The organism is Pseudofrankia inefficax (genome assembly GCF_000166135.1).
Classification (GTDB): Bacteria; Actinomycetota; Actinomycetes; order Frankiales; family Frankiaceae; genus Pseudofrankia; species Pseudofrankia inefficax.
On record NC_014666.1, the window covers coordinates 4361013 to 4374537 of the forward strand.

A 13525-nucleotide genomic window follows, 5' to 3' on the forward strand; every position below is an offset into this window, starting at 1 on the left:
ACGCGCGGCGGGCGTCCGCCGACCAACCCGGCAAGGAGACGGCGATGAAGGTCGCGATACTCGACGACTGGTTCGACACCCTGCGCACCCTCGACTGCTTCGACCGGCTCGCCGGCCACGACGTGACGGTCTTCCACGACCACGTCGAGGACGTCGACCTGCTGGCCGAGCGGCTGCGCGAGCACGAGGCGCTGGTGCTCATCCGGGAGCGGACCGAGGTCCGGGCGCCGCTGGTCGAGCGGCTGCCGCGGCTGCGGCTGATCAGCCAGCGCAGCGTCTACCCGCACATCGACGTCGACGCGTGCACCCGGGCCGGGGTCGTCGTGTCGTCGAACCTGCACACCGACTCGCCGTCCTACGCGACGGCCGAGCTGACCTGGGGCCTCATCCTCGCGGCGATGCGCCAGATCCCCCAGCAGACGCAGTCGCTGCGGGCCGGAACCTGGCAGGCCGGCGTCGGCCACACCCTCCGGTCGAGGACCCTCGGTATCTACGGCTACGGCCGGATCGGCGCGGTCGTCGCCGGCTACGGCCGGGCGTTCGGCATGCGGGTGCAGGTGTGGGGCCGGCCGGAGTCGCTCGCCAGGGCGGCCGCCGACGGCCACACCCCGGCGCCGACCAGGGAGGCGTTCTTCGCGACGTCGGACGTGCTGTCCCTGCACCTGCGGCTCGTCGACGCGACCCGCGGCCTGGTCACCGCGGCGGACCTCGCGGGGATGAAGCCGACCGCGGTGCTCGTCAACACCAGCCGCGCGGGCCTCGTGGAGCCGGGCGCGCTGGTGGCCGCGCTGCGCGCCGGCCGGCCGGGCGGCGCGGCGGTGGACGTGTTCGAGGACGAACCGCTGCGCGACCCCGAACACCCGCTGCTCGCCCTGCCGAACGTCGTCGCCACCCCGCACATCGGCTACGTCACCAGGGAGGAGTGGGACCTGCAGTTCGCCGACGTGTTCGACCAGATCAACGCCTACGCCGCCGGCCAGCCGATCAACGTCATCAACCCCGAGGTCCTTCGGCGCCGGCCGGGCTGAGCTGGCCGGCGGCGAGCTCGGCGGACGGCCTGGGTGCGCCTGAGGTCCGAGGCGCGCCGAGCTCCCAGGCGAACCCGTCCGGGTCGGTGAACGCACCGACCTCGCCGCCGATCACGAGCCGGTGCGACCCGGACCCGCCGGGCGAGACCCCGGCGTCCTTGGCGAGGGCCTTGTGCCGGTAAAGCCCCAGCTTGACCGGGCTGGACGGGGTGTCGAACTGGACGTACATCGGGCCGAAGCTCTTCGCCACCGCGAGCCCGTGCTCGACGTAGAACCGCTTGCTCGCGCCCACGTCGGTCACCCCGAGCAGGAGCACCAGGTCGTCGACCTCCCGGCTCGGCGGGGCGGTGTCCTTCTTCGCCGAGGTCGCGATCTTCCAGATCGTCCCGTCCGGGGCCCGCAGGACGCCGCCGTAGCCCCAGAAGGACTTCGCGGCCGGCTTCAGCGCCGTCGCTCCGGCGGCCAGGGCCGCGTCGAAGAGGCTGTCGGCGTTGGCGGGCTGGGACACCGTGAGCGAGAGGGTGAAGCCGCGGAAGCCGTCGGTAGGCGCGTCCGAGGCGCGCAGCCGGAGCTGGTCGCCCAGCCCGAAGGCGGTGTCGTAGAAGGCGGTGGCGGCGGCGGTGTCGGCCACCTCAAGGGTGACGAAGTCGATGGAAGCCATGCCGCTGACGCTAGGTGCGGACGGGCGCCCGACGCTTCTCCATTCCTGACCGATCCAACCGACTTCGCGGCCCGACCCACCCCGTCACCCGGCGTGACGTCGTGCCGCCGGTCGCGGGCGGCACATCCGCGTCACCCGGCCGGGTTCACCCGCGGGAGGTGGCCATGACGTGGGTGGTCCGGTGTTTCTCCCGAGTTTCCTTCACAGACGGTGGTCCGGTGCATTCATTGGACGATTATCGGTCCCATTTTCGCGTCGAACCACTGTGTCGAAACAAACCTGAATGGTGCCCCTTCAAATACCTGGAGGGCCGCGAATAACGTTTCCAACATCGGGTAACCCCATCGGCGGACAGGAGTCGTATCCGACAGGAGAGGTTGCTTCATCATGAGAATGCGAAAGACTGTAAGTCTTCTTGCCTCGACCGGCGCCGCCGGCGCGCTCATCCTGGGCTCCGCTCTTCCCGCCGGCGCGGATCCGAACAGTCCGAACGTGGGGATCACCGGTGCTGCCCGATGTCCGGCCAGCCTCGCGACGGGCGTGGCGATCACCACGTCGGCGGGCGAGTCGGACACGTCCGGCGTCAGCGCGGGTGGCTTCTACAGCCTGAGCCTGCAGCAGGTTCCGTCGGTCGGCACCGTCGCCACGTTCAGCGTCGAGTGCAGCAACGGCTCGGACAGCTTCAGCCGGACCCGCCTCATCACCAGGCCGATCAGCGGCAAGGTGGTCTCGGTGAACCTGTTCTCGTAACAGGTCGCAGTCGTTGAACGCCCGCTGAGAACGCGTACTCCTGGCCCGTTTGGCAGCGCCGTCGCGGCCGCCACCGGACTGTTCGGTGGCGGCCGCTTCGCGTGTCGCGTCATCCGGCGGAGAGGCGGGGTCCTAGGGCGCGGTGCCGTCGAGCGTGCCGGCGATCCGGTCCAGCAGGGCCTCCAGGTCGGCCAGCGGCGCGCAGTCGGCCCGGGGACGACCGTCGGGCAGCGCGGCGAGGACGCGCATCTCGGTGACGAGGCGGGTCAGGCCGTCGGTCTCCGCGAACGCCGGATCGCTGATGCTCGGGCGCAGCGCGGCCTCGTGGGCCCGCCAGATCACGGCCCGCCCGTCGAGGCGGATCGGCTCACCGGCGGTGCGCCGCACGTCGTCGGCCTTGCGCGGCACCCAGGAGAACAGGTCCGACAGCCGGTTGTGCGAGAAGCCGGAGAACGGCTCGATCGAGACCCGGTCCGGCCGGCCGGTCGGCCCGGCGTGGCTGGGCCTGGGGGAGACCGGCTCCGGGAACAGGTCGATCGCGTCGCGGTGCAGCTCGCCGCCCTTGCTCTTCTGGTAGGGCTCCAGGTAGACGACCCGGGCCAGGCCCGAGGCGATGATGTTGCGGGTGCACTCGTGGCAGGGCAGCGTCGTGGAGTAGAGGGTGCCGCCGCCGATGGCGATGCCGCGCCTGGCGGCCGAGGTGATCGCGACCATCTCGGCGTGGGTCGTGCGGCCGTACTCGATGACGTCGAACAGGTCGGCGTCCCGGATGTCCTCGTCGTTGATGGCCAGCTGGGTCAGCTCGGCGATCGTGCGTTTCTGCAGCTCCGGGGTGAACCAGCCGGGGCGCAGCCGGGCCAGCAGGTCGGCGAGGATCTGGGCCCGGATGCCGTCGGAGGCGTCCAGCCCGGCCATGAACTCGCGGCCGTCCGGCTGGCTCTCGGTGTGGTAGTAGCCGCCGCCGGCCTTCGGCACCTCGTTCGCGCCGACCGCGACGATCTGCTCGTCGACCATGATCGCCGTGCCGACCCGGCGCGCGAGCACCGCCGTCGTCAGCGAGCCGCGATAGGCCGCCGCCATCCCCAGCTCGTCCATGGTCAGCGTGTGGAACGGATGGCTGTGGATGCACTCGACCAGCCGGCGCACGTGCCGGCGGGTCTGGGTCGGGTCGTCGCACCGGACGAACAGGTCGCACCGCTCCAGCGCCGCCGACGACGACAGCCGCATCCCACGGCCCACCGGCGGCGCGGTCAGGCTCGTCGCGAGGCCGAAGTCCCGGTCGACGGCATGGGTGGCGGCCCGCTCGGCGTCGGTGGCGTCGAGGCCGGAGCTGCGTTCGAACAGCTGCGCGAGCAGCCGGGCCCGCTCCGGGCGGGGCGCGTCCGCGGCGATGAAGAAGGCCCGCCGGCCGTAGACCTGGCGCAGCGTCTCCACCTCGGCCTTGTGGCTCAGACCGTCCAGGACGAACGCGCGAGGCCTGGTGTGGTCGACCGACGCGTCACCGCGGATCCGGTGGATCTCCCGGACCCCGGCGAGCGCGACCCCGTCGGCCCGGCCCAGCTCGTCGCGCAGCCGGTCTCCGGCGTCCATCAGCAGCTCGCGGCGGGTCGGCTCGTCCGCCGGGGTGTCCGGGGACGAGACCAGCGGGGCGAGCAGCGTGTCCAGGTCGATCCGGAACACCAGGTAGTTCGCCGCGGCGAGGGCGGCGTGCAGCTCCTGCACCACCGGCGCGATCTCGGTGCCGACGGTCCGCACGATCCCGAACACCAGCTCGGGGGTGCGCAGATGCTCCGCGAGGCCCAGCTGGCAGCCCGCGGTGTCCCGGCGCGTCGCCGTGCGCTTCTCAGCCATGATCTTCTGGTCGGCCCTCCCCGGTCCTCACCGTTTCAGCGTGCCTGCCCTGTCTGTGTCCGCGGCCCCGGACCGGTCGAGCCCGGGGCGGCGGGGGTGTCGACCATAGGCCGCATTGGCCCGCGGGCCAACCGCGGGGCCCGCCTGGCCACCAGCCGGTGCCGCGTACGGCCGGCCGGACCGGGGAGCGGGCGCTTTCGGTTGGCGAGGACATCGCTGGGCATCCTTGGGCGGGGCCGGCGCCCTGGACCCGCTCCTGCCCGCGTCGACCCGGTCTGACCCGAGACGGGAGGCCCCGGTGGCCAGTGGTCCCGACGCCTCGCCTGCTAGGGAGTTCTTGATGGAGATCGAACAACACCCCCTCGTCGTGCGGTTCAGCTGCCGCCGCTGCGGCTGGCAGTGGCGGGAGAGCTTCGAGCTGGTCCGGTGGTCGGACTACGACGGCGACGACTTCGAGGCGTACTTCCACCGAGGCGTCCCCGTGCCCTCGCCGGCGCTGGGGCGCCGCTGCGCGGCCTGCGGGGGCCTGCGGGTCGACTGGACGGACGTGGCGTTCCTGCCGCGCCGCAGGGCCGTCACCGAGTGGCCGGCGGGACCGGCGGGCAGCGCCCAGCCGGTACGCCCCGAGCCGAAGGCACCGACCCTGCGGTGGCTGACCAGGGCCGCCCACCAGCGCCAGCCGATGACCCGCCGCTTCCCCTGACCGTGCCCTCGACCGCCGCGGGTGGTTCAGCCCAGCAGCGCGGGAGCCAGCCGGCGCCATTCGTCGGTGGGGAAGGAATTGTCGGCGTTGATGACCTGCACGCAGACATGGTCCGCGCCCGCGGCCTGGTGCTCGCGGACCCGCCGCGCGATCGCCGCCTCGTCGCCGACGGCGATCGTCGCGTCGACGATGCGGTCGCTGACCTCGGTGACGTCGTCGTCGGTGAAACCGAGCCGGCGCAGGCTGTTCGAGTAGTTCGGCAGCTGGAGGTAGCCCGCCAGGAACTTCCGCGCGATCGCGAGCCCGGCCGCCCGGTCCTCGGTGAGCACGACGGTCTGCTCCGGGGCGAGCAGCGGCCCGGCGCCCAGCGCGGCGCGCGCGGCCGCGGTGTGCTCGGGCGTGACGAGGTACGGGTGCGCGCCACCGGCCCGGGTCCTGGCCACCTCCAGCATCTTCGGGCCGAGCGCGGCGAGCACCCGGCCGGCCACCGGGACCGGCGGGACCGCCGCGTCGAGGGCGTCGAGGAAGCCCGCCATCGCCCGTAGCGGCTGCCGGTAGCGGCCCTGCTCCTGCTGGTCGATCAGCGGGGCGTGGCTCACCCCGATGCCGAGCAGCAGCCGCTCGCCGAACTTCTCGACCAGCGCCGCCCGCCCGACGGCGACATCGGCCGGCTCGTGCATCCACAGGTTCAGGATCCCGGTGGCGATCACCGCCCGCCGGGTCGCGCCCAGCAGGTTCTCCAGCGCGTCGAACAGCGGCCCGCCCATGTCCGGTATCCACAGCGCGCGGAAGCCCAGGTCGTCGAGCTCGGCGGCGGCCGCGGCAGCGGCGCCCGGGTCACCGAACCGCAGCTGCATGCTCCAGATGCCGACGCCGTCCAGCTTCATGCCGCCACGCTCCTCTGCCTGGTCGGTGCCTGGTCCGCTCCGCCGGGTTCGCCCAGGGCGGCCCGCCCGTCACGCTGACCGTATCGAGCGGGTCGCCGGCCCGGCCACCGGGACCGGTTTGATGTCATCGGGCGATGACTCGTGATTTGCTGGGAGGTCGACGGGGGTCGGCCGTGGCGCCGCCCGCCGGTGGTGGTGGGGTCAAGGTGGTGCGCCGCCAGGCGTGACGGTGGGTCAGGAGTGGCCCGGCGCGGTGGTGGCGGCACGGAAGGGGTGGCCGGTGAGCGTCCAGGAGCAGGACCCGAGCCCGCGCGGCGACGGCGGGGGCGAACGGCCGCCGGCGGCCGCGACCAGCTTCACGGCCGGCGGGCTGCGGTTCGCCGCCGACCGCTGGGACCCGCCGGCAGGCGGGCCCCGCCACGGCCTCGTGCTGCTGCTGCACGGCGGCGGCCAGACCCGGCACTCCTGGCGACGCACGGGCGAACGGCTCGCCGAGCTCGGCTGGTCGGCCGTCGCCGTCGACGCCCGCGGCCACGGCGACACCGACTGGGACCCGGGCCAGGACTACAGCCACCACGCGATGGCCGACGACCTCGGCGAGATCGTCGCCCAGCTCGGCGAGCCGCCGGTGCTGGTCGGCGCGTCGATGGGCGGCATCACGGCACTGCTCGCCCAGGCCCGCACGCCGTCGCTGGGCCGGGCCCTCGTGCTGGTCGACATCACCCCCAGGCTGGAGCCCGCCGGCATCAAGCACATCTTCGAGTTCATGACGTCCGCGCCGGACGGGTTCGCGACCCTCGAGGACGCGGCGGACGCGATCGCCGCCTACAACCCGAACCGGCCGAAGCCCACCAACCTGTCCGGCCTGAAGAAGAACCTGCGGCTGCGGGACGGCCGCTGGCACTGGCACTGGGACCCGGCGTTCATGAAGATCCGCGACGAGGCCCGCCGCGAGCTCGGCGACGAGGCGCTGCCCGACGCGCACCGGCCCGACCTGTTCTCCGGCGCCGCGGACATGACCGCGCAGGAGTTCGCCGCCGAGGCGGAGAAGACGCTGCAGACCGACGCGCTGCGCGCCGCCGCCCAGGCGATCCGCGTCCCGGCCCTGCTGGTGCGCGGCAAGCAGTCCGACATCGTCAGCGACGAGGGTGTGACCGAGCTGCTGGAGCTCATCCCGCACGCCGAGTACGTCGACGTCACCGGCGCCGGCCACATGGTCGCCGGCGACGACAACGACGTCTTCGCCGGCCGCCTCGGCGACTTCCTGACCCGCCTGCCGCCGGTCACGGACTGACCGGCGCAACGTCGGCAGGGGCGGGAGAGCCGGCGTGACGGACGTCGGTCCGTCCGGCCAGCTGGAAGCGGAGACCTTGGAACACCAGCGGTACTGGTTCGACGACGACGCGGTGCCGGCCGTCGCCGAGGCCACCCGAATCCAGGAGCATGCACGGCCGGGCGAGATTTCCGTACGTGCCCGGACTGAATGACGCTCGCGATGTGCCGAGGATTCCGCCAGCCGGAGGCGATTCGCCGCGCCGACGCGCTGTCACGAGCCGCGCTCCGGACTACTCCTGCCGACTTCGAGCCCTGACCCGACGGACCGGGGCGGTGACCTCGCCCGCGCGCCTGGATCGGTCCCCGTCCTGGCACGGCTGGCCCTGCTGGCCGCGGCTGCGATGATGCGCCCATGACGCAGGAGCCGACGGGCCGGCTGATTCCCGGGGATGACCCGGCCGCGGTCGACCTGGTGCTCGCGGTGCGCGGCGGCGATGCCGCGACCGTCAGCCGGCTGCTGGCCGACGATCCGGGTCTGGCCTCCGTTCGGATCGGCGCCCGCGCGGGTACGCGCACCGCGCTGCACGTAGTCACCGACTGGCCAGGATATTTCCCGAGCGGCCCCCACATCGCACGCCTGCTGCTGGCCGCGGGCGCCGATCCGAACGCCCGGACGACCGGCCGTGGGCCGGGGGAGACTCCGTTGCACTGGGCGGCCAGCAGCGACGACGTCGATGTCGCGGTCGCGCTGATCGACGGGGGTGCTGACCTCGATGCGGCGGACGGGTCGATCGGTACCCCTCTGGCCAACGCGGTCGGCTACGGCTGTTGGCATGTCGCTCGTCTCGTCGTGGCCCGGGGCGCGCGGGTCGCCGAGCCCTGGCAGGCCGCCGCCCTGGGCATCCTCGACCGGCTCGACGAGCTACTCGGCGACCAGCCAGACCCCGACGAGGTGTCGAAGGCGTTCTGGCACGCCTGCTCGGGCGGCCAGCGCCGCGCCGCGGACTACCTGTTGGCGCGCGGGGCCGACCTCCAGTGGGTGCCCCCATATGCCGAAGGCACGCCGCTGGACGCGGCGGGCGGGCTGGATACCCAGCGGGAGAACGTGGTCACCTGGCTGCGTGAGAAGGGTGCCCGTCCGGCCTCCTCGGGTGCCTAGTTCCGCATCCCGCGACGTCGGCTTTGCCTGGCGGCGACTTGATCGTCGTTTTGGCCCGCTGGTGGTCGTGAATCGGGCCTGGTCGCAGCCATTTCAGGGCCCAACTCGCGATCATTGCCTGGGGTCCGGCACGAGCCGACCTTGACGGGCCCGGCACCGGCGTCGCGGCCGGTCCGCGGGCCCCGGCGGTGGGCTGACGGGAGCCGTTACGCCGGGCCGTCCAGTTCCAGGTCGGCGTGGCCGATGTCCAGCTCGACGCGGGCGGCGACGAACCGGGTGATGCCGAGCTGCAACGGGGTGCCGTCCATCAGCGTGTCCAGGGACCTGGTGACGAGCACGACCGAACCGGCCGCCAGCTCGAGGTCGGCCGCCTCGGCCGCCGTGGCGTGCCGCGCGCTGACCGTGGTCGCGGCCCGGACGTAGTCGTCGACGCCGACGGCCCGCAGCGCCGCGGTGATCGACCCGTCGAGGCCGAAGCGCTCCGCGAGCCCGGGCACCCGGTCGGCCGCGAACCAGTGGGTGCCGCGTGAGGTCGGCAGACCGTCGATCGACGACGCGGTCTCCAGCCGCAGGGCGGCGCCGTCGCCGAGGGCGAGCCGCTCGGCGACCTCGGCCGGGGGTGCCGGTTCGACCACGGACGCGAGCAGCCGGCGCCCGGCGCCGCCACGGCTGCCGAGGCTGTCGCTGAAGCGGGTGCGCGCGCCGATCCGGTGGACCAGCACCGTGTGCTCGGCGACGAAGGTCCCGCTGCCGCGGCGGGCGACGACCAGGTGCTCGGCGGCGAGCGCGGCCATGGCCTGGCGCACGGTGTTGCGGTGCACGCCGAACCGCTCGGCGAGCTCGCCCTCGGCCGGCAGCTTCGCCCCCGGTGCCCGGGTGCCGCCGACGATCTCCCGGCGCAGCTCCTCGGCGATCAGGCGCCAGGCGGCGTAACCGCTGGGGGACCTGCTCTGCGTCGTCATGACGTCCGGAACTCTACCCACCTCCACGGGCCGCGTTTCCCGGCCGTTCACCCGCTGTCGTACAGATCGCTGCTTGTCCGACGTGGCGCGAATGCCCGGTTGTGCGGTAGCGTCAAGTTGTCCAGATAATTGGACAACTTACGACGACAACCTGGCGGACCACCAGTCGGACAAGGGTGACGGAGGATGCGGTGACGTCACAGACGCTCGCGGCCGACAGCACGGAGAGCGGCGAGAGCGCGGACACGGCCGTCGAGGCCCGGCGGCGATGGATGCGGACGCTCGCGATGGCCAGCCCGGCCGCCCTGGCCGCGGCCTGGCTCGGCTGGGAGCCCAAGCCGGCCGTGCAGGCGGTCCGCGGCCCTGAGGCGGGCCTCGTCATGGTGCGGGCGCGGATCGACGGCGGCGGGGCCCGGTTCAACCTGGGGGAGGCGACCGTCACCCGCGCCACCGTGCGCCTGCACGGCGAGCCGCTGGCCGCCGACGCCGTCGGCACCTGCTACGCGCTCGGCATCGACCTGGAGCACGCCCGGCTCGCGGCCGTCTTCGACGGCCTGCTGACCGACGCCGGCCAGCGCGAGCGGGTGCTCGCCGAGGTCATCGCCCCGCTCGAGGCGGCCCAGGCCGAGCGGGACGAGACCCGCCAGGCCGAGGCCCGCAGCACGCTCGTGGACTTCTTCTCAGTCGCCAGGGAGCACGCGTGAGCCCCGCCGCGGGAACCGCTCCCGCCATCCCGGCCCCCGGCTTCGCCGACCCCGCGCGGGACGCGCAGCGTGCGTTCCGCGCCGTGCTCGACGCGCTCGCCCACCCCACCCGGTCCTATCCGCTGGCCGGGCCGGCCGAGCCGCCCGCCGCGCTGGGCCGAGGGCTCGCGGCCGTCGCGCTCACCCTGCTCGACGAGGACTGCGCCGTCTGGCTCGGCGGCGCGCTCGGGCGCGACCCCGAGACGGCCGCCTGGCTCAGCTTCCACACCGGCACCCGACGCGCCGAGGACCCGGCCGCGGCCGGCTTCGTCCTGACCGGCCCGGACGCGCTGCCGCCGCTGGCCTCGCTCGCGCTCGGCACGGACGAGGCGCCGCACCTGTCCGCGACGGTCGTCCTCGACGTCCGCGCCGCCAGGGGACCGGCCCGCTTCCAGGCCCGCGGGCCCGGCATCGACGGGGCCGCGACGCTCGCGGCCCCGTGGGCGCCGGCCGGCTTCGCCGACGCGTGGCGCCAGAACACCGGGCTCTTCCCGCGGGGGGTCGACCTGCTGCTGGTCGGCGCCGACACGGTCACCGCCCTGCCCCGCACCACCCACCTGACCGCGGCCGACACCAGCTCCGTCACCGACTCCGACTCCGACGAGGAGGCCTGAACCGATGTACGTCGCGGTCAAGGGCGGGGAACGCGCCATCGCCAACGCCCACGCCCTGCTGGCCAAGCAGGGACGCGGGGACCCGGGGCTGCCACCGATCGAGCCGTCGGCCGTCGCCGGCCAGCTCGGGGTGCTGGTGTCGCGCGTGATGGCCGAGGGGTCGCTGTACGACCCGGAGCTGGCCGCGCGGGCCATCCTGCAGGCCCAGGGGGACGTGCTGGAGGCCGTCACGCTGGTGCGCTCCTACCGCACGACCCTGCCCCGGTTCGGCTACACGCTGCCGGTGGACACGGCCGCGCTGCCCCCGCAGCGCCGCGTCTCGGCGACGTTCAAGGACCTGCCCGGCGGCCAGCAGCTCGGCGCCACCTTCGACTACACCCACCGCCTGTTCACCGACCGCCCCACCGCCGGCCCGCGGGCCGGCGCGGCGGCCGGGCCGGCGCCGGCCATGCCACGGGTCACCGACCTGCTCGGCGCGAGCGCCCTGGTCGAGCCCGACCGGGCCCCCGGCGCCGGCGACCCGGAGCCGGCCGACCTCACCCGGGAGCCCAGCGTCTTCCCGCTGAGCCGGGCCGAGCGGCTGCAGGCGCTCGCCCGCGCCGACGAGGGTTTCCTGCTCGGCCTCGGCTACTCGACCCAGCGGGGCTTCGGGAGCACGCACCCGTTCGCCGGGGAGATCCGCGTCGGCGAGGTCGAGGTCGAGCTGGACGCGCCCGAGCTCGGCTTCGCCGTGCCGCTCGGCCGGGTCGAGGTCACCGAATGCCAGATGATCAATCAGTTCCAGGGCAACGGCGACACCCCCGCCCAGTTCACCCGCGGCTACGGCCTGGCCTTCGGCCGCGGCGAGCGCAAGGCGATGGCGATGTCGCTGGTCGACCGGGCGCTGCGCGCCGGCGAGTTCGGCGAGCGCGTCGTCGCCCCGGCACAGGACGAGGAGTTCGTCATCAGCCACAGCGACAACGTCCAGGCCACCGGCTTCGTGGAACACCTGAAGCTGCCGCACTACGTCGACTTCCAGGCCGAGCTCGGCCTCGTCCGCCGGCTCCAGGCCGAGTTCCACGCCCGCGCCGCCGCCGAGGCGGCCACCCCGGACCCGGCGGGCGCGGACGAGATCCGCGCTCTCGCGGAGGCGGGCACATGAGCCCGACCCCGCTCGCCGACCCCGCCACCGCCACCGATCCCGGGCGGACACCAGGCCTCGTCGGCTACAACGTCGGCTACCTCGACGAGCAGACGAAGCGGATGATCCGCCGGGCGCTGCTGAAGGCCGTCGCGGTCCCGGGCTTCCAGGTGCCGTTCGCGTCCCGCGAGGTGCCGATGCCGCGCGGCTGGGGCACCGGCGGCGTGCAGGTCACCGCCGCGATCCTCGGCCAGGACGACGTGCTGAAGGTCATCGACCAGGGCGCCGACGACACCACCAACGCCGTGTCGATCCGCTCGTTCTTCGCCGACGTCGCCGGGGTGCGCACCACGACCCGGACCCTCGACGCGACCGTCATCCAGACCCGCCACCGCATCCCCGAGACGCCGCTGGCCGACGGCCAGACGATCGTCTACCAGGTGCCGGGGCCGGAGCCGCTGCGGTTCCTGGAGCCACGCGAGACCGAGACCCGCCGCCTGCACGCGCTGGCGGACTACGGCCTCATGTACGTGAAGCTCTACGAGGACATCGCCCGGCACGGCCACGTGACGACCACCTACGACTACCCCGTCCTGGTCGCGGGCCGCTACCTCATGGCGCCGTCGCCGATCCCGAGCTTCGACAACCCGAAGCTGCACCGCAACCCGGCGCTGCAGCTGTTCGGCGCCGGGCGTGAGAAGCGCATCTACGCGGTGCCCCCGTACACCGACGTCGAGAGCCTGGGCTTCGAGGACCACCCGTTCGAGCCGCAGCGCTTCGACGCGCCCTGCGCGATCTGCGGCTCCACCGGCGTCTACCTCGACGAGGTCATCACCGACGACGCCGGTGGGTCGATGTTCGTCTGCTCCGACACCGACCACTGCGAGCAGATGGCCGCCGCCGATGCCGCGGCCGCTCCTGCCGCCGATGCCGCGGCCGCTCCTGCCGCCGAGGACACGGAGGTGACCGCGTGACCGTCCGGGACCTCAGCCCGGCCAGCGCGCAGCCGCTGCTGGAGGTCCGCGGCGCGGGCCACCGCTACGGCGACCGTTGGGGCTGCCGCGACGTCGACCTCGACCTGTGGCCCGGCGAGGTGGTCGCCGTCGTCGGCGAGTCGGGCTCGGGCAAGTCGACGCTGCTCGGCACGCTCGCCCAGCGGCTGCCGCTGACCGAGGGCACCGTGCGCTACCGGACGGCCGACGACGCGGTGGTGGACCTGGCCGAGATCGGCGAGCGCGCGGTGCGGGACCTCTGGCGCTCCGAGTGGGGCTTCGTCCACCAGAACCCCGCCGACGGTCTGCGGATGCATGTGAGCGCGGGCGGCAACGTCGGCGAGCCGCTGATGGCGACGGGCTGGCGCCACTACGGCCGCATCCGCGCCGCCGCCGGCGAGTGGCTGCGGCGGGTGGAGATCCCCGACGACCGGATCGACGACGCCCCGGTCACGTTCTCCGGCGGCATGCGCCAGCGGCTGCAGATCGCCCGCAACCTCGTGGTCTCGCCGCGCCTGGTGTATATGGACGAGCCCACCAGCGGCCTGGACGTGTCGGTGCAGGCCCGGCTGCTCGACCTGATCCGCTCGCTGGTGACCGAGCTCGGCCTGGCCGTGATCATCGTGACGCACGACCTCGCCGTCGCCCGGCTCATCTCGCACCGGACCCTCGTGATGAAGGACGGCCGCGTGATCGAGTCCGGCCTCACCGACCGGGTGCTCGACGACCCGCAGGCCGCCTACACCCAGCTCCTCGTCTCCTCGATCCTGCAGGGGTGAT

Annotated in this window: 15 protein-coding genes; 11 read left to right on the forward strand and 4 right to left on the reverse strand. The window is 73.8% G+C overall.

The window, feature by feature from the left end:
• Window positions 1–44: 44 nt before the first annotated feature.
• Entirely contained in the window at window positions 45–1028 is a 984-nt protein-coding gene (locus FRAEUI1C_RS17595; RefSeq protein ID WP_013424670.1) for a D-2-hydroxyacid dehydrogenase family protein, read from the forward strand.
• Here FRAEUI1C_RS17595 and FRAEUI1C_RS17600 read toward each other — a convergent pair.
• Window positions 994–1689, reverse strand: coding sequence for a VOC family protein (locus tag FRAEUI1C_RS17600; protein ID WP_013424671.1), 696 nt, complete (start codon window positions 1687–1689; stop codon window positions 994–996). The two genes, FRAEUI1C_RS17595 and FRAEUI1C_RS17600, sit on opposite strands and share 35 nt — an antisense overlap.
• 393 nt (window positions 1690–2082) lie before the next feature.
• Between FRAEUI1C_RS17600 and FRAEUI1C_RS17605 the strand changes: the two genes are divergently transcribed.
• Window positions 2083–2439: a hypothetical protein gene (locus FRAEUI1C_RS17605; protein WP_232425464.1), complete on the forward strand. Its 357-nt coding sequence runs from the start codon at window positions 2083–2085 to the stop codon at window positions 2437–2439.
• Between the two features lie 132 nt (window positions 2440–2571).
• Here FRAEUI1C_RS17605 and FRAEUI1C_RS36405 read toward each other — a convergent pair whose 3' ends face one another.
• The gene (locus FRAEUI1C_RS36405) at window positions 2572–4290 is read right to left on the reverse strand and encodes a deaminase (protein WP_013424673.1); all 1719 of its coding nucleotides are present in this window, start codon (window positions 4288–4290) and stop codon (window positions 2572–2574) included.
• 340 nt (window positions 4291–4630) lie between these two features.
• Between FRAEUI1C_RS36405 and FRAEUI1C_RS36410 the strand changes: the two genes are divergently transcribed.
• On the forward strand, window positions 4631–4993 hold the full coding sequence (locus tag FRAEUI1C_RS36410) for a hypothetical protein (RefSeq protein WP_013424674.1): 363 nt from the start codon (window positions 4631–4633) through the stop codon (window positions 4991–4993).
• A 26-nt stretch (window positions 4994–5019) separates the two neighbouring features.
• Here the strand turns inward: FRAEUI1C_RS36410 and FRAEUI1C_RS17620 are convergent, their stop codons facing one another.
• Window positions 5020–5880 carry a TIGR03620 family F420-dependent LLM class oxidoreductase gene (locus tag FRAEUI1C_RS17620; protein ID WP_013424675.1) on the reverse strand — a complete coding sequence of 287 codons (861 nt, stop codon included), beginning with the start codon at window positions 5878–5880 and terminating at the stop codon, window positions 5020–5022.
• A gap of 280 nt (window positions 5881–6160) precedes the next feature.
• Here FRAEUI1C_RS17620 and FRAEUI1C_RS17625 point away from each other — a divergent pair, with 280 nt between their 5' ends.
• From FRAEUI1C_RS17625 to FRAEUI1C_RS17630, 3 genes are all read left to right on the forward strand, one after another.
• Window positions 6161–7174, forward strand: coding sequence for an alpha/beta fold hydrolase (locus FRAEUI1C_RS17625; RefSeq protein WP_157734971.1), 1014 nt, complete (start codon window positions 6161–6163; stop codon window positions 7172–7174).
• Between the two features lie 34 nt (window positions 7175–7208).
• Entirely contained in the window at window positions 7209–7367 is a 159-nt protein-coding gene (locus FRAEUI1C_RS39630; RefSeq protein WP_013424677.1) for a hypothetical protein, read from the forward strand.
• Window positions 7368–7567: 200 nt separating this feature from the next.
• On the forward strand, window positions 7568–8314 hold the full coding sequence (locus tag FRAEUI1C_RS17630) for an ankyrin repeat domain-containing protein (protein WP_013424678.1): 747 nt from the start codon (window positions 7568–7570) through the stop codon (window positions 8312–8314).
• A gap of 206 nt (window positions 8315–8520) precedes the next feature.
• On the opposite strand, the gene phnF is transcribed toward FRAEUI1C_RS17630, so the two are convergent.
• Window positions 8521–9276, reverse strand: a complete 756-nt coding sequence (gene phnF, locus FRAEUI1C_RS17635) for a phosphonate metabolism transcriptional regulator PhnF (protein WP_041259446.1) — start codon at window positions 9274–9276, stop codon at window positions 8521–8523.
• A gap of 191 nt (window positions 9277–9467) precedes the next feature.
• Here phnF and phnG point away from each other — a divergent pair, with 191 nt between their 5' ends.
• Genes phnG through phnK form a run of 5 tightly spaced genes read left to right on the forward strand, consistent with a single transcriptional unit; the run spans window position 9468 to window position 13524 of the window.
• The gene (gene phnG / locus FRAEUI1C_RS17640; protein ID WP_013424680.1) at window positions 9468–9980 is read left to right on the forward strand and encodes a phosphonate C-P lyase system protein PhnG; all 513 of its coding nucleotides are present in this window, start codon (window positions 9468–9470) and stop codon (window positions 9978–9980) included.
• A complete protein-coding gene (gene phnH / locus FRAEUI1C_RS17645; RefSeq protein ID WP_013424681.1) occupies window positions 9977–10633 on the forward strand; it encodes a phosphonate C-P lyase system protein PhnH in 657 nt (218 codons plus the stop codon). The genes phnG and phnH overlap by 4 nt, the downstream gene beginning before the upstream one ends.
• A 4-nt stretch (window positions 10634–10637) precedes the next feature.
• A complete protein-coding gene (locus FRAEUI1C_RS17650; protein WP_013424682.1) occupies window positions 10638–11774 on the forward strand; it encodes a carbon-phosphorus lyase complex subunit in 1137 nt (378 codons plus the stop codon).
• Window positions 11771–12727 carry an alpha-D-ribose 1-methylphosphonate 5-phosphate C-P-lyase PhnJ gene (locus tag FRAEUI1C_RS17655; protein ID WP_013424683.1) on the forward strand — a complete coding sequence of 319 codons (957 nt, stop codon included), beginning with the start codon at window positions 11771–11773 and terminating at the stop codon, window positions 12725–12727. Before FRAEUI1C_RS17650 ends, FRAEUI1C_RS17655 begins: the two co-directional genes overlap by 4 nt.
• Window positions 12724–13524 carry a phosphonate C-P lyase system protein PhnK gene (gene phnK / locus FRAEUI1C_RS17660; RefSeq protein WP_013424684.1) on the forward strand — a complete coding sequence of 267 codons (801 nt, stop codon included), beginning with the start codon at window positions 12724–12726 and terminating at the stop codon, window positions 13522–13524. Before FRAEUI1C_RS17655 ends, phnK begins: the two co-directional genes overlap by 4 nt.
• Window position 13525: the final 1 nt, after the last annotated feature.

Coding starts and splice junctions, on each gene's coding strand:
- FRAEUI1C_RS17595 (WP_013424670.1), top strand. CDS start 45: ATGAAGGTCGCGATACTCGACGACTGGTTCGACACCCTGCGCACCCTC.
- FRAEUI1C_RS17600 (WP_013424671.1), bottom strand. CDS start 1,689: ATGGCTTCCATCGACTTCGTCACCCTTGAGGTGGCCGACACCGCCGCC.
- FRAEUI1C_RS17605 (WP_232425464.1), top strand. CDS start 2,083: ATGCGAAAGACTGTAAGTCTTCTTGCCTCGACCGGCGCCGCCGGCGCG.
- FRAEUI1C_RS36405 (WP_013424673.1), bottom strand. CDS start 4,290: ATGGCTGAGAAGCGCACGGCGACGCGCCGGGACACCGCGGGCTGCCAG.
- FRAEUI1C_RS36410 (WP_013424674.1), top strand. CDS start 4,631: ATGGAGATCGAACAACACCCCCTCGTCGTGCGGTTCAGCTGCCGCCGC.
- FRAEUI1C_RS17620 (WP_013424675.1), bottom strand. CDS start 5,880: ATGAAGCTGGACGGCGTCGGCATCTGGAGCATGCAGCTGCGGTTCGGT.
- FRAEUI1C_RS17630 (WP_013424678.1), top strand. CDS start 7,568: ATGACGCAGGAGCCGACGGGCCGGCTGATTCCCGGGGATGACCCGGCC.
- phnF (WP_041259446.1), bottom strand. CDS start 9,276: ATGACGACGCAGAGCAGGTCCCCCAGCGGTTACGCCGCCTGGCGCCTG.
- FRAEUI1C_RS17650 (WP_013424682.1), top strand. CDS start 10,638: ATGTACGTCGCGGTCAAGGGCGGGGAACGCGCCATCGCCAACGCCCAC.
- FRAEUI1C_RS17655 (WP_013424683.1), top strand. CDS start 11,771: ATGAGCCCGACCCCGCTCGCCGACCCCGCCACCGCCACCGATCCCGGG.